Origin of the sequence: Streptomyces sp. NPDC020917 (genome assembly GCF_044333795.1) — a bacterium.
GTDB lineage: Bacteria > Actinomycetota > Actinomycetes > Streptomycetales > Streptomycetaceae > Actinacidiphila.
Window position 1 is genome coordinate 73,553 of sequence record NZ_JBIRRR010000023.1, and the last position, 18,734, is coordinate 92,286.

The 18,734-nt window shown below is 72.7% G+C and carries 14 protein-coding genes and 1 pseudogene; 6 read left to right on the plus strand and 9 right to left on the minus strand.

Annotated elements, in window-relative coordinates:
• Window positions 1-132 precede the first annotated feature (132 nt).
• Window positions 133-735: a hypothetical protein gene (locus ACH4TG_RS34535; protein WP_398246604.1), complete on the plus strand. Its 603-nt coding sequence runs from the start codon at window positions 133-135 to the stop codon at window positions 733-735.
• 27 nt (window positions 736-762) lie between these two features.
• Here ACH4TG_RS34535 and ACH4TG_RS34540 read toward each other — a convergent pair whose 3' ends face one another.
• Complete coding sequence (locus tag ACH4TG_RS34540; protein WP_398246605.1) at window positions 763-1,362, minus strand: GNAT family N-acetyltransferase; 600 nt, start codon at window positions 1,360-1,362, stop codon at window positions 763-765.
• 149 nt (window positions 1,363-1,511) lie between these two features.
• Here ACH4TG_RS34540 and ACH4TG_RS34545 point away from each other — a divergent pair, with 149 nt between their 5' ends.
• Window positions 1,512-2,792: a hypothetical protein gene (locus ACH4TG_RS34545; protein WP_398246606.1), complete on the plus strand. Its 1,281-nt coding sequence runs from the start codon at window positions 1,512-1,514 to the stop codon at window positions 2,790-2,792.
• Window positions 2,793-2,902: 110 nt separating this feature from the next.
• Here the strand turns inward: ACH4TG_RS34545 and ACH4TG_RS34550 are convergent, their stop codons facing one another.
• Both ACH4TG_RS34550 and clpB read right to left on the minus strand, forming a co-directional pair.
• Window positions 2,903-3,445: a YbjN domain-containing protein gene (locus ACH4TG_RS34550; RefSeq protein ID WP_398246607.1), complete on the minus strand. Its 543-nt coding sequence runs from the start codon at window positions 3,443-3,445 to the stop codon at window positions 2,903-2,905.
• Between the two features lie 157 nt (window positions 3,446-3,602).
• Entirely contained in the window at window positions 3,603-6,224 is a 2,622-nt protein-coding gene (gene clpB / locus ACH4TG_RS34555; RefSeq protein ID WP_398246608.1) for an ATP-dependent chaperone ClpB, read from the minus strand.
• Window positions 6,225-6,438: 214 nt separating this feature from the next.
• On the opposite strand from clpB, the gene ACH4TG_RS34560 reads away from it, so the two are divergent.
• A complete protein-coding gene (locus tag ACH4TG_RS34560; protein ID WP_398246609.1) occupies window positions 6,439-7,692 on the plus strand; it encodes a cytochrome P450 in 1,254 nt (417 codons plus the stop codon).
• An 86-nt stretch (window positions 7,693-7,778) separates the two neighbouring features.
• A pseudogene (locus ACH4TG_RS34565) lies at window positions 7,779-8,185 on the plus strand (pyridoxamine 5'-phosphate oxidase family protein); the annotation flags it as partial.
• A 111-nt stretch (window positions 8,186-8,296) separates the two neighbouring features.
• Here ACH4TG_RS34565 and ACH4TG_RS34570 read toward each other — a convergent pair.
• Window positions 8,297-8,806 carry an FBP domain-containing protein gene (locus ACH4TG_RS34570; RefSeq protein ID WP_398246610.1) on the minus strand — a complete coding sequence of 170 codons (510 nt, stop codon included), beginning with the start codon at window positions 8,804-8,806 and terminating at the stop codon, window positions 8,297-8,299.
• Between the two features lie 253 nt (window positions 8,807-9,059).
• Between ACH4TG_RS34570 and ACH4TG_RS34575 the strand changes: the two genes are divergently transcribed.
• On the plus strand, window positions 9,060-10,670 hold the full coding sequence (locus ACH4TG_RS34575) for a phosphodiester glycosidase family protein (protein WP_398246611.1): 1,611 nt from the start codon (window positions 9,060-9,062) through the stop codon (window positions 10,668-10,670).
• 93 nt (window positions 10,671-10,763) lie between these two features.
• Here ACH4TG_RS34575 and ACH4TG_RS34580 read toward each other — a convergent pair whose 3' ends face one another.
• From ACH4TG_RS34580 to ACH4TG_RS34600, 5 genes are all read right to left on the minus strand, one after another.
• The gene (locus ACH4TG_RS34580) at window positions 10,764-11,249 is read right to left on the minus strand and encodes a heat shock protein transcriptional repressor HspR (protein ID WP_398246612.1); all 486 of its coding nucleotides are present in this window, start codon (window positions 11,247-11,249) and stop codon (window positions 10,764-10,766) included.
• Window positions 11,250-11,253: 4 nt separating this feature from the next.
• Entirely contained in the window at window positions 11,254-12,444 is a 1,191-nt protein-coding gene (gene dnaJ, locus ACH4TG_RS34585) for a molecular chaperone DnaJ (protein ID WP_398246613.1), read from the minus strand.
• A 66-nt stretch (window positions 12,445-12,510) separates the two neighbouring features.
• Window positions 12,511-13,182, minus strand: coding sequence for a nucleotide exchange factor GrpE (gene grpE, locus ACH4TG_RS34590; protein WP_398246614.1), 672 nt, complete (start codon window positions 13,180-13,182; stop codon window positions 12,511-12,513).
• Window positions 13,179-15,053 carry a molecular chaperone DnaK gene (dnaK, locus tag ACH4TG_RS34595; RefSeq protein WP_398246615.1) on the minus strand — a complete coding sequence of 625 codons (1,875 nt, stop codon included), beginning with the start codon at window positions 15,051-15,053 and terminating at the stop codon, window positions 13,179-13,181. The genes grpE and dnaK overlap by 4 nt, the downstream gene beginning before the upstream one ends.
• Before the next feature lie 209 nt (window positions 15,054-15,262).
• On the minus strand, window positions 15,263-16,132 hold the full coding sequence (locus ACH4TG_RS34600) for an LCP family protein (RefSeq protein WP_398246616.1): 870 nt from the start codon (window positions 16,130-16,132) through the stop codon (window positions 15,263-15,265).
• A 322-nt stretch (window positions 16,133-16,454) separates the two neighbouring features.
• On the opposite strand from ACH4TG_RS34600, the gene ACH4TG_RS34605 reads away from it, so the two are divergent.
• Window positions 16,455-18,725: a (Fe-S)-binding protein gene (locus ACH4TG_RS34605; protein ID WP_398246617.1), complete on the plus strand. Its 2,271-nt coding sequence runs from the start codon at window positions 16,455-16,457 to the stop codon at window positions 18,723-18,725.
• Window positions 18,726-18,734: the final 9 nt, after the last annotated feature.

The window sequence follows — 18,734 nt, forward strand, 5'->3', positions numbered from 1 at the left end:
CCCCCGCCCCCCGGGCCGGGGTTACCCCCGTTCCGGGGCTCCGGTTCCCTCCGGGGGCGGCGAACGGAGGCTGCCTGGTGGTCGCCCGGCCGAGATGCCATGCTCACCTTTCCGGGAAATCGAGGGGGATCCGTGGGACAGACGGAACGGGTGCAGCAGCGGCTGACGGCCGAAGGGGCTGCGGACGAGCGGGTGTTGTACGGACTGCTGGCGTTCCGGATCGGCGGCGTGCGCAAGACGATGGTCGGCGGTGCCGCCGGAATCGCCGGCCTGGCGGGTGCCGCGGCGATGGCCGCGGCGGCCCGGGGCGGGCGCGGGACGGCGCCGGCCGTCATGCTGGAGCTGCCCGGGCGGTGCATCCTCGGGCTCACCGGCCGGCGCCTGCTGGTGTACAAGATCGGCGGCCTCTTCGCCGCGAAGCCGGGCAAGCAGCTCTACGCGTTCACCCTCGACCAGGTGGCGTGGGTGTCGGAGCCCGAACTGGTCCCGGGCGTGGCCCAGGCGCTGCGCGTGCAGATCGCGATCAAGGGCCAGGGTGTCCTGGCCGTCGAGTTCCCCCGGCTGATGGTCAACGACGGGCGGAACATGATCAACCGGCTGCTGCGGGAGCTTCCCGAGGAGCCCGCCGAGCAGGCGGAACCCGCTCCGGCCGCGGAAGCCGGCAAGCCCGCGGAAGGCGCCGAACCCGCCGGCCCCGCCGAGCCGGCCGGGTCCGCCGGGTCGGCCGAGTCGTAGACCCGGGGATCCCGCACGTCCCGGCCCTCAGCGGGCCGGGGCGGGGTCCGTGGCGAGGCGGGCGTGCAGGTGGGAGTCGTGGCGGGCGCCGTCGGGGGCGACGAAGGAGCCGCGCATGACGCCCTCGGCGCGGAAGCCCGCGCGCTCGGCGACGCGGCAGGACGCGGCGTTGACCAGGGAGTGGTCCAGGCTGATGCGGTGCACGGCCAGGCCGCCCTCGGCGGTGGGGGCGAAGGCCCATGCGGCGGCCGCGTCGAGGGCGCGGGCGGCGACGCGGCGGCCGCGTGCCGCGGGGGTGGTCCAGTACGCGGCGACGGCCTGGTCGGGGACCCGGTGGACGTCCCGGAGCCCCAGGTAGCCCAGCAGGGTGCCGTCCGCGGCGTCGGTGATCGCGAAGGGCGCGGTCCCGGTGGACCAGCCGGTGAGCCGGGGCGTCAGCCAGATCCGCCCGCGGTCGGCGGGCGCGGCGTCGTTGACCGCGAGTCCGGCGGCCCAGGCCAGGATGCCGGGGTCGGCCATCGCCTCGCGCACGGCCGCCTCGTCGGCCTCGGTGAACGGCCGCAGCCGCAGGTCGCCGGCCTCCAGCGTGGTGGGCGTGATCTCGGAGGAACGCGTCACAGAAGCCATGGCCTTAGCTTCGCATGACGCCACCGCCCGATCGGCGGGCGATTCACCCGCGGGAGCGGGCGTGTCGCCGCGGAGTGAGCCCGGATGATCCCCGATAGTCGCCTTTGTCAGACCATCGCATCATTCGCTCGGTACCGAGGAGCGCCGCGTTGTTCACCCCTGGACCGGTCTCCGAGTCCTGCTCCGCGCCCGTTCCGGAGCAGGTCACCGGGCCCGTCCCCGCGGCGCCGTACGGCCCCAGGCGGTCCCGGCGGATCCCCGCGCGGGCCAGGGCGGCCGCCGCGGCCGCGACCCTGGCGGCGCGGCGCGCGCTGCCCGCGGTCACCGTGTTCGTGGTGGCGCGGCTGGCCGGGGTGGTCGTGCTGACCCTGTGGGCGCACCGGCGCGGCGACCACCCGCGCGACCTGCTCGGTCTCGGCTGGGACGCCCGCTGGTACCACCGCATCGCCGACTGGGGCTACGGCACCTTCATCCCCGCCTGGCAGGCGCCGGGCCTGCGCTACAGCGACCTGGCCTTCTTCCCCCTGTACCCGACCACGGTGCGGTTCGCCGACGCGGTGCTGCCCGGCGGTTCCGTGGTGGCCGCGCTGGCGGTCGCGTGGGCCTTCGCCGCACTCGCCGCGTGGGGGATCTTCGCGGTGGTCGACCACTGCTACGGGCGCAGGACGGCGACCGCGCTGGTCATGCTCTGGGGCCTGCTCCCGTACTCGATCGTGCTGTCGATGGCCTACACCGAGCCGGCGATGTGCGCGCTGGCCGCCTGGGCGCTGTACGCGACGGTGACCCGGCGCTGGGTGGCCGCGGGCGCGCTGAGCGTGCTGGCGGGGCTGTCCCGGCCGAACGCCGTCGCGGTGCCCGCCGCGGTGACGGCCGCGGTGCTCGCCGACGCCTGGCACCGGTGGCGGACCGGCCGCCGGCAGGAGCCGTGGGCCTGGGTGGCGGCACTGGTCGCCCCGGCCGGCTGGTGCGGCTACGTGGCCTGGGTGGGGCTGCACACCGGCAGCGGGCTGCACGCCGCGCTGCACGGGTACTTCGACGTGCAGAGCCGCTGGGGCTCGGACTTCGACTTCGGCCGGTACGCGCTGAAGTTCGTCAGGCACCAGGTGCTGTTCCCGGACACGCTGTACTCGTACATGTCCACCGCGATCTGCGCGGGCGCGGTGCTGCTGCTGGCGATGGCGCTGCTGGACCGGATGCCGCTGCCGCTGCTGGTGTACTCGGCGGTGCTGGTGGTGATCGCGCTGGGCGGCGCGAACTTCTTCTCCTGCAAGCCGCGGTTCCTGCTGCCGGCGTTCCCGCTGCTGGTGCCGTGCGCGGTCGCGCTCGCGGGCGCCAGGACGCGCGCCGCCGCCGTCACGCTGCTCACGCTGACCGCGGTGTCGCTGGGCTACGGGGCGTACCTGCTGACGGTGGTCACGGTGCCGCTGTGACGCCGGCGGGAGTCACAGCGGCGGGGACCGGCCACCGGGCGCACGGGTTCATGCGGACATGACGACATGGGCCCAGGCCGTACGCTCGGCCCGGGCCCGGCCGGGGAGGCTCAGGCCTCGGTCCCGCCCGCTTCGCCCTCGCCGTCGTCGCCCTCGGCGTCCTTCTCGAGCCCGAGGGTCTCGCCGACCCACTTGTCGAACTCGATGGACGCCCGCACCCAGCTGACGGTGCTGGACACGAAGTGCTCCAGGCTGACGCCCAGGCCGATCAGCGTCTGGGCCTCGCCGATGAGGCGGACCGAGCCGTCGTCGTGCGTGTGGGTGTAGACCTTGGGCCACAGGGTGCGGCGGTTCCAGTCGTCGATGACCTCGTGCAGCTGCGGCTTGTCGTCGACGCTGTAGGCGCGCTCGTAGAAGGTGCGGACGGCGAAGACCGCCTGGTCACCCTCGCCGCGGAACATGAAGTAGGTGCGGAACTCCTCCCACGGAGCCGCCAGGTCGCCTTCTTCGTCGACCAGGTACTTCAGCTCCATCTGGTCCAGGAGCTGCTTGACCAGCTCCTGGTCGGGAATGACCACGCTGCCGGCATGATCATTCTGATTCGGGTCCGGCTGGCCCCCGAAGTTCGGAATCGAGGACGGGTCGATGCTCACCGTGAAGGTCCCTTCGTGACGTCTCCCCGCCATCCTCCCTCATCCGGGGGCGCACATGGCAACCCCGGCAGGTTCGCGCTGGGCGTACCTGCCGGGGTCGTGTCGGCGTGCCACCGGGGCCGGGCCCGGGCCGGGCCGGGGCCTGCCGGTCAGCCGGTCATTTGGTCAGATCGGGGGCGGTGAGCGGGCCCACGATCAGGCCGTCCTCCGCCCGGTCGACGCCCACGGTCTGGCCGTCGAGCACCTCGCCGGCCAGGATCTCGCGGGCCAGCGGGTCGCCGATCGCGGTCTGCACCAGCCGCCGCAGCGGCCGGGCGCCGTACGCCGGGTCGTTGCCCTCCTCCGCGAGCCAGTCCAGCGCGGCCTCGCTGACCTGCAGCGTCAGCCGGCGGTCGCGCAGCCGCTCGGCCAGCCGGTCGGTCTGCAGCCGGGCGATCCGCCGCAGCTGGTCCTTGTCGAGCGCGGTGAAGACCACGATGTCGTCCAGCCGGTTGAGGAACTCCGGCTTGAAGGACGCCCGCACCATCGCCAGCACGTTGGACTTCTTCTGCTCCGCGTCCAGCGCCGGGTCGACCAGGTACTGGCTGCCCAGGTTGGAGGTGAGGATCAGGATGACGTTGCGGAAATCGACCGTACGGCCCTGCCCGTCGGTGAGCCGGCCGTCGTCCAGCACCTGAAGCAGGACGTCGAAGACCTCGGGGTGCGCCTTCTCCACCTCGTCCAGCAGCACCACGCTGTACGGGCGGCGCCGCACGGCCTCGGTGAGCTGGCCGCCCTCCTCGTAGCCGACGTAGCCGGGAGGGGCGCCGACCAGGCGGGCCACCGAGTGCTTCTCGCCGTACTCGCTCATGTCGATGCGGACCATCGCCCGCTCGTCGTCGAACAGGAAGTCGGCGAGCGCCTTGGCCAGCTCGGTCTTGCCGACGCCGGTCGGGCCGAGGAACAGGAACGAGCCGGTGGGGCGGTCGGGGTCGGCGATGCCGGAGCGGGAGCGGCGCACCGCGTCGGCGACGGCGCGGACCGCCTCGGTCTGGCCGATCAGCCGCCTGCCCAGCTCCTCCTCCATCCGGAGCAGCTTCTGGGTCTCGCCCTCCATCAGGCGGCCTGCGGGGATGCCGGTCCAGGCGGCGACCACATCGGCCACGTCGTCCGGCCCGACCTCCTCCTTGACCATCTTCTCCTTCTCGCCCGTGCCCCTGGCCTGGGCCTCCTGCTCCTCGCGGGTCGCCTCCTCCAGTTCGGCCTCGAGCTTGGGCTTCTCGGCGTAGAGCAGCTTGGAGGCGGTCTCGAAGTCGCCGTCGCGCTGGGCGCGCTCGATCCGGGTGTCGATGTCGTCGAGCCGTTCCTTCAGCTCACCGACCCGGTTCAGGCCCTGCTTCTCCTTCTCCCAGCGGGCGGTCAGGCCGCGCAGCTCCTCCTCGCGGTTCGCCAGGTCCTTGCGGAGCTTGTCCAGGCGCTGCACCGACCCGGGGTCGGTCTCGTTCTTCAGCGCCATCTCCTCCATGCGCAGCCGGTCGACCGAGCGCTGCAGCTCGTCGATCTCGACCGGCGAGGAGTCGATCTCCATCCGCAGCCGGGACGCGGACTCGTCGACCAGGTCGATCGCCTTGTCCGGCAGGAAGCGGGAGGTGATGTAGCGGTCGGACAGCGTCGCGGCCGCCACCAGCGCGGAGTCCGCGATCTGCACCTTGTGGTGCGCCTCGTAGCGGCCCTTGAGCCCGCGCAGGATCGCCACGGTGTCCTCGACGGTGGGCTCGGCGACCAGCACCTGCTGGAAGCGGCGCTCCAGCGCCGGGTCCTTCTCGATCCGCTCGCGGTACTCGTCCAGCGTCGTGGCGCCGACCATCCGCAGCTCGCCGCGGGCCAGCATCGGCTTGAGCATGTTGCCCGCATCCATCGCGGAGTCGCCGCCGGCGCCGGTGCCGACGACGGTGTGCAGCTCGTCGATGAAGGTGATGATCCGGCCGTCGCTGTCCTTGATCTCGGACAGCACGGCCTTCAGCCGCTCCTCGAACTCGCCGCGGTACTTCGCGCCGGCGAGCATTGCGCCGAGGTCGAGCGCCACCAGCCGCTTGTTGCGCAGCGACTCCGGGACGTCCCCCTTGACGATGCGCTGGGCCAGGCCCTCGACGACGGCGGTCTTGCCCACGCCGGGCTCGCCGATCAGCACCGGGTTGTTCTTGGTGCGCCGGGAGAGCACCTGCACGACGCGGCGGATCTCCTGGTCGCGGCCGATCACCGGGTCGAGCTTGCCCTCGCGGGCCGCGGCGGTGAAGTCGGTGCCGTACTTCTCCAGCGCCTTGTACGTGCCCTCCGGGTCCTGGCTGGTCACCCGCTGCCCTCCCCGAGCCGTCTCGAAGGCGGACAGCAGCTTCTTGCCACTGGCCCCCTCCTTGTTCAACAGCTCGCCGGCCGGCCCGCCCTTCACGGCGATCCCGATCAGCAGGTGCTCGGTGGACAGGTACGCGTCCCCGAGGTCCTTCGCGCGCTGGGCGGCGTCGGCGAGTACCGCGAGCATGTCACGGTTGGCCTGCGGAGGGGCCACCGTCGAGCCCTGCACCTTGGGCAGGCCGTCGACCAGGCGCTCGGCGTCGTCCCGCACCGCGGCGGAGTCGGCGCCGGCTGCCGCCAGCAGGTCGAGCACGTTCTCGTTGTCCGCGCCGCCCAGCAGGGCGAGCAGCAGATGGGCGGGTGTCAGGTCCGGGTTGCCCTCGGACACGGCCCGGTTGCTGGCGGTGTTGATCGCCTCGCGGCTCTTGTTGGTCAGCTCGGCGTCCACGGGCGTGGTGACCTCCCTCTTCCTTCTCCTGGCTAAACCTGCCTACAGCAACATGAAGCAAGTTGAGTCTACTCCACTCAAGGCAGAGTGGGCGCCAGAAGACGCGCACGACCGGGGGACTTTTCCGGCCGCCCGGTGCAAGAATGCGGACGCCTGTCCCGCCGGGGCGGCCGCGGTGGCGCGGACGAGCCCGCGGACGGCGTGAGGAGTCCCCATGGACACGGCGCACCCGATGGACCCGAGCGGCGCCGCCGTCCAGGCCGAGGCCGCGCAGCTGCGGGAGACCGCGGCCGCCTGCCCGGTGCTGCTGCCCGGGGGCGTGCCCGGGACGGTGATCTCCCGCCACCGCGAGCTGCGCGACTTCCTGGCCGACCCCAAGGTCGCCAAGAACGCCCGGCACTTCGCCGCCTACCAGCGCGGCGAGATACCCGCCCAGTGGCAGCTCAACGCGTTCGCGCTGGTCAACGGCATGACGACGGCGGACGGCGACGACCACCGGCGGCTGCGGGGCCTGGCCTCCAAGGCGTTCACCCCGCGCCGGGTGGCCGCCCTGCGCCCGTGGATCGAGCGGCTCACCGGCGACCTGCTGGCGGCCCTGCCGGAGCGGCGGGACGCCGACGGCGTGGTCGACCTCCGCCGCTGGTTCGCCTATCCGCTGCCGATGGGCGTGATCTGCGAGCTGCTGGGCGTCGACCCCGCCTATCGCGACCGGCTGCACGGCCTGACCCACCGCCTGGTGAGCACGTCCAGCACCGCGGCCGACGCGATGGCCGCCCAGGCCGGCATCCACGAGGTGCTCGCCCGGGTGGTGGCCGACCGCAGGGCCGCCCCCGGCGAGGACCTGACCAGCGCGCTGATCGCCGCCCGCGGCGAGAGTGCGGCCGAGGGCCGGGACGGGGAGAGCGGTGCGGACACCGCGGAACGCCTCAGCGACGAGGAGCTGACCGGCACCCTGCTGCTGATGATCGTCGCCGGCCACGAGACCACCCTGAACCTGATCACCAACGCGGTACGGGCGCTGTGCGGGCACCCCGAGCAGCTGGCCCTGGTGCTGGCCGGCGAGGTCGGGTGGGACGCGGTCGTCGAGGAGACGCTGCGCTGGGACAGCCCGGTCGCCAACTTCCCGTTCCGCTACCCGACGACGGACCTGGTGGTCGACGGGGTGACCGTGCCGCGCGGCACCCCGGTGCTCGCCGGGTACGCGGCCGCCGGGCGGGACCCGCGCGAGTACGGCCCGGACGCCCTCCGGTTCGACGTCACCAGGACCGGCACCCGGCACCTCGCCTTCGGCCACGGCGCGCACTACTGCCTCGGCGCGCCGCTGGCCCGCCTGGAGGCGGCGATCGCGCTGCGCGACCTGTACGCCGCGCACCCAGGGCTGCGGCTGGCCGTGCCCGGCGCGTCGCTGCCGCCGCTGCCGGGCTTCATCGGCAACAGCGTGGCCGCGCTGCCGGTCCACCTCGGCTGAACGGCGCGGACGGCGGGGCACGGCGAGCGCGCGGCAGGGCGCCGGGGCGCGGCAGGGCGCGGCACCCGCTGGGCTACCGTCGTGCCATGGCACGACGTGACCCGCGCTCCCCCGAACCCGGCTACCTCGCCTTCTGGCGGGAGTACCACCTGTGCACCCTGACCACCCACCGGCCCGACGGCACAGCCCGCACGTCGTGCCGGTCGGCGTCACGTACGACCCGGAGGCCGGCCTCGCGCGGGTCATCACGCGCGGCGGCAGCGCGAAGGCCGCCCATGTGCGGGCGGCCGGGCCGGCCGGGGCGCGGGTCGCGGTCTGCCAGGTGGAGCGCGGCACCTGGGCCACGCTGGAGGGGATCGCCACGGTCTGCGACGACCCCGAGCGGGTGGCGGACGCGGTCCGCCGGTACGCCGAGCGCTACGGCCGCACGCCCACGCCCAACCCCGAGCGCGTCGTCATCGAGATCGCGCTGACCCGGGCGATGGGCAACGCCGGCACCTCCGGGCCCGGGAGGGCCGGATCGGAGGGGTCCGGAACGCCGGCGACCGCTTCGGAACCGGGAGTCGCGGCCGCCGACGCCGCCCGCCAGTAGCGCGTGGAAGAACTACGCGGCGGTCTGGAGGACCTTGCCGAGGAAGGCGTCCAGGTTGCGCCGGGTGCGCGCGATCTGCTCCTCCAGGGTGAGCGTCTCCTCCAGGCGCTTGGCGAGCGCGCTGGACTTCTTGCCCCGGACGTAGAGCGAGCAGGCCAGGTCGGCGCACATGTACAGGGCGACGGTGTTGCCCTGCCGCCCGGACGGGCCGGCCAGCGGCGCGGCCAGCAGGTCCACGCCGCCCCCGGAGTGCCCGGTCAGGCATAGCCCGCACAGGCTGCTGCGCATCAGGTTCCGGCGCGCCCCGGGCGCCGCGCGCAGCGTCAGCCCCACCGGCTCGCCGCCGTCGACCGGGCTGACCAGGTAGCCGCGGTCCGGCGCGCCCGGGTCCCGCCAGCCCAGGAAGTCCAGGTCCCCCCAGGGCAGGTCACCCAGGTCCTTCGGCAGGTTGAGCCGCTTGGCCTCGCCCTTGGAGCAGTTGACGAACGAGCCGCGGATGTCGGCTTCGGTGAGGGGGTCCATACCCGCGAAGCTAACAGCGGCCTGTGGCGGATGTCGTCCGCTTTTCCGCGCGCCCGGCCGCGCCCTCCCCCGCGCCGTTCCGCGCCCTCCCGTGCCCTCCCGTGCCCGGGCGGGCCGCCCCGTTCCCCCAGTGTTCGCCGAACCCTCAACCGGGCAGCGTCACTTCTTCTCGTGCGGCGGCTGTGATCGGCGGTGGCCGGCCCCGCCACCACGCGGCTCGGCAGCCAGGCGATTCGCACGCACGGGAGGAACCATGAAGAGCAGCAAGGGACGCTCCGGGGTGCGCGGCGCGCTCGCCGCGTTCGTCGTCCTGTCCGCCGTCACGCCCCTCGGGCTCGGTGCGGAGCAGGCGCAGGCGGCCGCGCCGGCGGCCGATCGGGCGGCCGGCGGCCAGGTGACCGCGCAGTGGACGACGCGTGACGTCGCCCCCGGGGTCCAGGTGCGCACCGGCACCCTGCGCAACGCCTCCGCCGCGCCGTCCTGGACGGTGACCGTGAAGGTGCCGTCGACCAGCCGGCTGACCGGCGCAGCGGTCGACGTCGCCGTGGGCAGCCCGGCCTGGGCGCAGCAGACCGCCGCGCAGCTGCGGGACGCCGGCTACCAGCCGCGGGTCGAGACCGTCGAGTGGCCCGGTTACTCCGACACCCCGCACGGCGTCATGGGCCTGCGGGTGCGGATCGGTGCGTTCGGCACGCAGGCCGCCGCGCAGACCACCGCCGCGGCGGTCAAGGCAGCCGGCTTCCACACCGCCGTCGAGTGGACCGGCTACGACGCCGAGCAGCCCGCCGACCTGGAGAACGTCCACGTCGCGGTCATCGATCCGCACACCTTCACCGGCACCGTCAGCGGCACCCACGACGGCAACGTGGCGCAGCGCGAGACCACCTCGTCGGTCGCCGCGAAGCTCGGCTCCCTCGTCGGCGTCAACGCCGGCTTCTTCGTGACCTCCGACGCCGACGGCGTGCAGGGCACCCAGTCCGGGATCGCCGCCTACGACGGGCAACTGGAGTCGATGGCGGCCGGCGCGCGGGCCGCGCTGGTCCTCGGCGACGGCGGCCGGCACGTCCGGGTCGCCGACCTGACGACCACGGTCACCGCCCGTGCGGGTGCGGCCCGTTACGCGGTGCAGGGCATCAACCGGGTGCCGGGCACCGTGCGGGACTGCGGACGCCCCGGCGCCGTGCCCAGCGCCCTGCCCTGGCAGGACGTCACCTGCCACGAGACCGACGACCTGGTGCTGTTCACCCCGGCCTTCGGCCACGCGCTGCCGGCGGGAGCGGGCGTGCAGGCCGTGCTGGACGCCCAGGGCCGCGTGGTGTCCACCGGGGCGCGCGGCGGGACCGTGCCCGCGGGCGGCACGGTGCTCCAGGGGATCGGCACCGCGGCGGACTGGCTGACCGCCCACGCCGTCACCGGCAAGCGCGTCGCCGTCGACCAGGTCGTGCGCGACGCCGACGGCGGGCGGGTGCCGCTCGGGCCGCACGACAGCATCGTCAGCGCGGCTCCGACGCTGGTGGAGAACGGCCGGATCGCCATCGACGCGGCCAGCGAGGGCACCGTCGACCCGCAGGACCTGTCGTTCGGCTACGCCTGGGCGAACCAGCGCCAGCCGCGCACCATGGCCGGCGTCGACGCCCGCGGCCGGCTGCTGCTGGTCACCGTGGACGGCCGGCTGAGCGGCGGCAGCGAGGGCTTCACGATCGCCGAGGCCGCCTCCTTCATGCGCTCGCTCGGCGCGGTGCAGGCGCTCAACCTCGACGGCGGCGGCTCCACCGCCATGGCCGTCGACGGGGTGCTGGTCAACCACACCTCGGACGCCACCGGTGAGCGCCCGGTGGGCGACACCGTCCAGGTCCTGCCGTAATCACCGTCCAGGTCCTGCAATACAGCGGGACGGCCCGCCACCCTGTCCGGGTGGCGGGCCGTCCGCCGTGTGCCGTGCGGTGCGCGCGGCGTGTCAGCCGTCGCGCTTGGGCCGCCAGACCACGAGCGCGCTGGTGTGCTGGACGTCCTGGTACGGGACCAGGTCGCGGCGGTACGAGGCGTGCACCGCCGCCTCGCGCTGCTGGATGACGGCGGCTGCGCCCTCGACGGCGGCGGTCAGTTCGGCGACCCGGGACTGCAGGGCCGCGACCTGGTTCTCCAGCTCGATGATCCGCTTGATGCCGGCGAGGTTGATGCCCTGGTCCTGCGACAGCCGCTGCACCTCGCGCAGCTGCTCGATGTCGCGGGCCGAGTAGCGGCGCCCGCGCCCGGCCGTGCGGTCCGGGGAGACCAGGCCGAGGCGGTCGTACTGCCGCAGGGTCTGCGGGTGCAGCCCGGACAGCTCGGCCGCCACCGAGATCACGTAGACCGGGGACTCCTCGGTCAGCTGGTAGGGGTTGCGGGACCCGGAACGCGCACCGCGTCCGGGCCCGCCGCCGATGCCGCCGTCCATGCTCATACCGTCACGCTCCCTTTGCGGCCTTGAACAGTTCGGCGCGCGGGTCGACTCCCGCGGTCGCCTCCCGGTACGACTCCAGGGCGTCGAGCGCCTTTCCCTCGGTCCGGTCCGGCACCGCCACCTCGATGGTGACCAGCAGGTCGCCCCGCGAACCGTCCTTGCGCACCGCGCCCTTGCCGCGGGCCCGGAGCGTCCGGCCGTTGGGAGTGCCGGCCGGCAGCTTCAGGGTGACCGGGGGCCCGCCGAGGGTGGGCACCTTGATCTCGCCGCCCAGGGCGGCCTCCACGAAGCTGACCGGGACGTTCACCGTCAGGTTGGCGTCCTTGCGGCCGAACACCGGGTGCCGGCCCACGTGGACGACCACGTACAGGTCGCCGGCCGGGCCTCCGCGCTCGCCCGGGGCGCCCTTGCCGCGCAGCCGGATCCGCTGCCCGTCGGTGACACCGGCGGGGATGCGGACCTGCATGGTGCGCGAGCTCTTGGCCCGCCCGCTGCCGTGGCAGACCTCGCAGGGGTTCTCCGCGATCAGGCCGCGGCCCTTGCAGTCCACGCAGGGGTCGGTGAGCGAGAAGCCGCCGCCACCGCCGCGCGAGACCTGCCCGGTGCCGACGCAGGTCGGGCACACCCGGGGGGTGCCGTTCTTGTCGCCGGTGCCCGAGCACGCCTTGCACGCGGCCGAACTGGACATCCGCAGCGGGACCGTGGCCCCGTCGACCGCCTCGGTGAAGCTGAGCGTCACCTCGGACTCGATGTCCTGGCCGCGGCGCGGCTGCACGCGGGTGCCGGTGCCGCGGTTGAACAGCCCGCCGAACACGTCGCCGAGGCCGCCGCCGAAGCCGCCGCCCTGGCCCGTGGTGGTGGTGCCGCCGCCCTGGGCGCCGCCGAAGAGGTCGCCCAGGTCGAAGTTGAAGCCGCCGGTGCCGCCCGCGCCCGGCCCCGGGCGGAAGCCGCCGTTGCCGAACAGGGCGCGGCCCTCGTCGTACTCCTTGCGCCGCTTGGCGTCCGAGAGCACGTCGTTGGCCTCGGAGATCTCCTTGAAGCGCTCCTCGGCCTTGGCGTCGCCCTTGTTGGCGTCCGGGTGGAACTCGCGCGCGAGCTTGCGGTACGCCTTCTTGATCTCGGCGTCGGTGGCGTCCTTCGGGACGCCGAGGACCTTGTACAGGTCCTTCTCCAACAGGTCCCTACTGATGCTCATCCGCGACGTCCCTCCTCTCCGTCACCGCTGCCGGGCCGGGGCTGTGCCAGCCCCGGCCCATGTGCGTCAGCCCTGGTCCGGGCCACCGTTGTCCTCGTCCGACGCCTGGTCGTCCGCGTCCTCCTTCGCCTGGCTGCCGGGCTGCGGCTCGGCGACCGCGACCCGCGCCGGACGCAGGTTGCGCTCACCGATGCGGTACCCGGGCTGAAGGATCTGCACGCATGTGGTCTGCGTGACATCCGGCGAGTAACTGTGCATCAGGGCCTCGTGCACCAGCGGGTCGAAGGGCTCGCCCTCCTTGCCGAACTGCTGCAGCCCCAGCTTCGCCGCGACCGTCTCCAGCGACTCCGCCACCGACTTGAACCCGCCGACGAGCTCGCCGTGCTCACGCGCCCGGCCGATGTCGTCCAGGACCGGGAGCAGCTCGGTGAGGAGGTTGGCGATCGCGATCTCCTTGACGGCGACGCGGTCGCGCTCCACCCGGCGACGGTAGTTCTGGTACTCGGCCTGGAGGCGCTGCAGGTCCGCGGTGCGCTCGTTGAGCGCGGTCCGCACCTGGTCCAGCTGCGCCCTGACGGCCGTCAGCTCCTTGGCCGCTCCGGTCTGCCCGGCGCCGCCCTTGGCATCGGTGCCCGCCTCGCCGGCGGGACCGGTGTCCTTGACGCCTTCGCCGTCCGGCTGCCCGGTGGCCTCAGAGGGGACCTCGGGCTCCTCGAAGCCCTTCGGCTCCTCCGTCACGCGGCACCATCCCTCTTGCCGTTCTCGTCGTCCACGATCTCGGCGTCGACGACGTCGTCGTCGGCGGCCGGCTGCTCGGCACCGGGGGCGCCGGCGCTCGCGGTGGCGGCGCCGCCGTCGGCCTGGGCGTTGGCGTACAGCGCCTGGCCCAGCTTCTGGCTGGTGGCCGCGACCTTCTCGGTGGCCTCGCGGATGGCGGCGGTGTTGCCGTCGTCCGTGGACTCGTTCTTCAGCTTCTCCTTGAGCTCCGCGATCGCCGACTCGACCTCGCTCTTCACGTCCTCCGGGAGCTTGTCCTGGTTGTCCGCGATGAACTTCTCGGTCTGGTAGACGAGCTGCTCGCCCTGGTTGCGGGTCTCGGCGGACTCGCGGCGGCGGTGGTCCTCCTCCGCGTACTGCTCGGCCTCCTGGCGCATGCGGTCGACCTCGTCCTTGGGCAGCGAGGAGCCGCCCGTGACGGTCATCTTCTGCTCCTTGCCCGTGCCCAGGTCCTTGGCGGTCACGTGCATGATGCCGTTGGCGTCGATGTCGAAGGCGACCTCGATCTGGGGCATCCCGCGGGGGGCCGGCGGCAGACCGGTCAGCTCGAACATGCCGAGCTTCTTGTTGTACGCCGCGATCTCACGCTCGCCCTGGTAGACCTGGATCTGCACCGACGGCTGGTTGTCCTCGGCCGTGGTGAAGATCTCCGAGCGCTTGGTCGGGATCGTGGTGTTGCGCTCGATCAGCTTGGTCATGATGCCGCCCTTGGTCTCGATACCGAGGGACAGCGGGGTGACGTCGAGCAGCAGGACGTCCTTGACCTCGCCCTTGAGCACACCGGCCTGCAGGGACGCGCCGATGGCGACGACCTCGTCCGGGTTGACGCCCTTGTTGGCCTCCTTGCCGCCGGTCAGCTCGCGGACGAGCTCCGCGACGGCGGGCATGCGGGTGGAGCCGCCGACCAGGACCACGTGGTCGATCTCGGACAGCTGGATGCCGGCGTCCTTGATGACGTTGTGGAACGGGGTCTTGCAGCGCTCCAGCAGGTCCGTGGTCAGCTGCTGGAACTGGGCGCGGGTGAGGCGCTCGTCCAGGTGCAGCGGGCCCTCGGCGGAGGCGGTGATGTAGGGCAGGTTGATCGAGGTCTCGGTGGACGAGGACAGCTCGATCTTCGCCTTCTCGGCGGCCTCGCGCAGACGCTGCAGGGCCATCTTGTCCTTGCCCAGGTCCACGCCGTGGCCGGACTGGAACTGCTTCACCAGGTAGTCGACGACGCGCTGGTCCCAGTCGTCACCACCGAGGTGGTTGTCGCCGTTGGTGGCCTTGACCTCCACCACGCCGTCGCCGATCTCCAGCAGGGACACGTCGAAGGTGCCGCCGCCGAGGTCGAAGACGAGGATCGTCTGGTCGTCCTTGTCCAGGCCGTAGGCCAGCGCGGCCGCGGTCGGCTCGTTGACGATGCGCAGCACGTTCAGACCGGCGATCTCGCCGGCCTCCTTGGTGGCCTGCCGCTCGGAGTCGTTGAAGTACGCGGGGACGGTGATCACCGCGTCGGTGACCTTCTCGCCCAGGTACGACTCGGCGTCCCGCTTCAGCTTCTGCAGGATGAACGCGGAGATCTGCTGCGGGTTGAAGTCCTTGCCGTCGAGGTTGATCTTCCAGTCGGTGCCCATGTGGCGCTTGACCGACCGGATGGTCCTGTCGACGTTGGTGACGGCCTGGCGCTTGGCGACCTCGCCGACCAGCACCTCACCGTTCTTCGCGAAGGCGACGACGGACGGCGTGGTCCTGGCGCCCTCTGCGTTGGTGATGACGGTGGGCTCGCCGCCTTCCAGAACGCTGACGACGGAGTTAGTCGTGCCCAGGTCGATGCCGACCGCACGTGCCATGGTTAATCCTCCAGCTGACTTGAGTGGAACTGGCTCAAGAGTGCCTCATGGGAGATTCGCTGTCAACAGAGGTGAGTCGAGTCGACTCAACTTTGCCGCGTGATGGCTGCGCACCTTGCCTTCCGGCACCCGCGCAGGCCCCGAGCGTGAGAGCGCCTGAGCCCTCATGAGCCTCCTCCCCACCCAACGAAGGGGACGTTCCGGATGTTTCAGGACGCGCGGTCCGACTTCCGCGGCTGCCGATCCGCGCCGCCCCCCGGCCGGACCGTGCCGCCCACCGGCCGGTCCTCGCGCACCTGGGCGAACAGCCGGCCCGCCTCCGGCTCCTGCACCACACCCCGCCCGCCGACCGGCAGCGAGCACACCACCAGGCCGTGCTCCGGCAGGCCGCGCAGGCTGCCGGCCAGCTCGTACAGCGCGGGCAGCGAGCTGAGGCCGGGGTCCGCGGTGATCGAGGAGGTGGCGCCGTTGAGGAAGCCGTACAGCTTCGCCGGGTGGACGAGCGTCCCCGCCCCGCCGCGCGCCTCCGCGGCCAGCGCCCTCAGCAGTTCCGCGCTGCGGTCGGCGGCCGGCCCGCCGGCCGCCGAGGAGATCCGCGCGAAGCCGTCCACGTCCACCACCAGGTGGTGGTCCACCCGGATGCCGCTCAGCCGCTCGAAGGCGCGGATCGTGCAGGCGGCGCCCCCGCCGCGGAAGGCCGCCGCGATGGTCTCGTCCGCCGCGCCGGGCGCCGGGCGTGCGCCGCCGTGCGGCGCGCAGTCCGGGACGCTCACCCGCAGGTCGCGGGGCACCCCGATGGCCGTGGCGCGGTGCCGGTCGGCCGACAGGTGCAGGAGGAGGGCGGAGTCGCCCCGCACGTCGGCGCCGCCGCCCCCGTCCGCCCCCATCACCAGGATGTTGCGGGCCTGCGGCACCAGGGACCGCGGGCGCTCGGCCGCATACCGGTTGAGCACCTGTTCGGCGGCACGGTCCGTCCTGATGTTGCCGCTGAACTTGCGGTACGCGGCCCAGCCCAGCCCGGCCGCGACGACCAGCACGAGCCCGGCGCCGATCGCCACCCAGCGCAGCACCGCGCGCATCCTCCGGTCACCTCCCGCGACGCTCGCGGACCGTTGTCCGCTGCCTCCATGTTTGTCACGATGAGAGCACCTTCAATCGCGTGCCGGCGGCGCAGCCTCCGGCCCGGCGCACGCCGGGGCGGGCGGCCGGTGCCGCGCGCGACACAGATCACCAGCAGTGCGGCTTTATGGGGCCGGGAATCCCGGGTAACCTCAGCCGAGACCGGAGTAAGTTACCGCTTAGTACGCTTCGCACAGCGTTCGGCTCGGCGGCCGGCCCAGCATCCCGGTCAGCCCCGTCCGATCCCGTCCGTCCCCGTCGCGCAGGCCCGAGGAGCCCTCCATGCAACTCGCCGCGATCATCGTGTCGCTGGTCCTCACCGCGGTCGGCGTCGCGCTCATCAGCCTCGCCGTCCGGCAGATCTACCGGAACGTCCGGATCGGCCAGCCGGTGCCCGAGGGCACCCGCACGAACGACCCGCGCGAGCGCACCCTGACGCTGGCCCGCGAGTTCGCCCTGCACACCCGGATGAACAAGTGGGGCATCGTCGGCGTCGCCCACTGGTTCGTGGCGGTCGGCTTCTTCACCCTGGTGCTGACGATCGTCAACGCCTACGGCCAGCTGTTCAAGGCGGACTGGATCCTGCCGGTCATCGGGACGTGGCTGCCGTACGAGGTCTACATCGAGTTCATCGGCGCGTTCACCACGCTCGGCATCCTCACCCTGATCGTGATCCGGCTGCTCAACCTGCCCTCCCGGGCCGGCCGCAAGTCCCGGTTCGCCGGCTCCACGTCCTGGCAGGCGTACTTCGTCGAGTACGTGGTCCTGGTCATCGGCATCGCGATCATGATGCTGCGCGGCCTGGAGGGCGCGCTGCACGGCGTCGACCACTACGAGGCCGGCTACTTCGTCACGTACCCGCTCGTCGCCGCCTTCCGGGGCCTGAGCACCGGCACCCTGCAGAACGTCGTGTACCTCACCGCGATGATCAAGCTCAGCGTCACCATGATCTGGGCGATCGTGCTCGGCCTGAACACCACGATGAGCGTCGCCTGGCACCGCTTCCTGGCGTTCCCCAACATCTGGTTCAAGCGCAACGCCACCGGCGAGGTCGCGCTCGGCGCCCTCCAGCCGATGACCAGCGCCGGCGTCCCCATCGACTTCGAGGACCCGGGAGAGGACGACCAGTTCGGCGTCTCCCAGGTCGAGCACTTCTCCTGGAAGGGCATCCTCGACTTCTCCACCTGCACCGAGTGCGGCCGCTGCCAGTCGCAGTGCCCGGCCTGGAACACCGGCAAGCCGCTCTCCCCCAAGCTGCTGATCATGTCGCTGCGCGACCACGCGCACGCCAAGGCCCCCTACCTGCTGGCCGGCGGCGGCAAGGACGCCGAGGGCGAGGAGAAGGGCACCGAGGAGCAACTCGCCGCCGTGCCGGCCGCCGCGCTCGCCGAGGCCGAGCGCCCGCTGATCGGCACCGCCGAGGAGAACGGCGTCATCGACCCGGACGTCCTGTGGTCCTGCACCACCTGCGGCGCCTGCGTCGAGCAGTGCCCGGTGGACATCGAGCACGTCGACCACATCGTCGACATGCGCCGCTACCAGGTGATGATCGAGAGCGCGTTCCCGTCCGAGGCCGGGACGATGCTGAAGAACCTGGAGAAGAAGGGCAACCCGTGGGGGCTGCCCAAGAAGCAGCGGCTCGCCTGGGTCAAGGAAGTCGACTTCGAGGTGCCGGTCGTCGGCGAGGACATCGAGGACCTCACCGAGGTGGAGTACCTGTACTGGGTCGGCTGCGCGGGCTCCCTGGAGGACCGCGCCAAGAAGACCACCAAGGCGTTCGCCGAGCTGCTGCACATCGCGGGCGTGAAGTTCGCGATCATGGGCGGCGAGGAGAACTGCACCGGCGACTCCGCCCGCCGCCTGGGCAACGAGTTCCTGTTCCAGCAGCTCGGCCAGGAGAACGTGGGCATGCTGAACATGGCGTTCGGCGAGGAGCTGGACGACGACGGCAAGGTCGACCCGGCGAACCGGAAGCCCAAGGCGTCGAAGAAGATCGTGGCGACCTGCCCGCACTGCTTCAACACCATCGCCAACGAGTACCCGCAGCTCGGCGGCGAGTACGAGGTCGTCCACCACACCCAGCTGCTCCAGCACCTGGTGGACGACGGCCGGCTGGTCCCGGTCACCCCGGTCGAGGGCCTGATCACCTACCACGACCCCTGCTACCTGGGCCGCCACAACAAGGTCTACACGCCGCCGCGCGAGATCATCGCCAAGGTGCCGGGCCTGCGGAACGAGGAGATGCACCGCCACAAGGAGCGCGGCTTCTGCTGCGGCGCCGGCGGCGCCCGGATGTGGATGGAGGAGCGGATCGGCAAGCGCATCAACAACGAGCGCGTCGACGAGGCCCTGTCCCTCAACCCGGACATCGTCTCCACCGCCTGCCCGTTCTGCCTCGTGATGCTCTCCGACTCCGTCAACGGCAAGAAGAACGAGGGCACCGCGAAGGAGAGCCTGCAGGTCGTCGACGTGGCCCAGCTGCTGCTGGACTCCGTGAAGACGCCCGGAGGCGGCAGCGCGGTCGCGGAGGAGGAGCACGCGGGAACCGCGTGACGGCGGCCG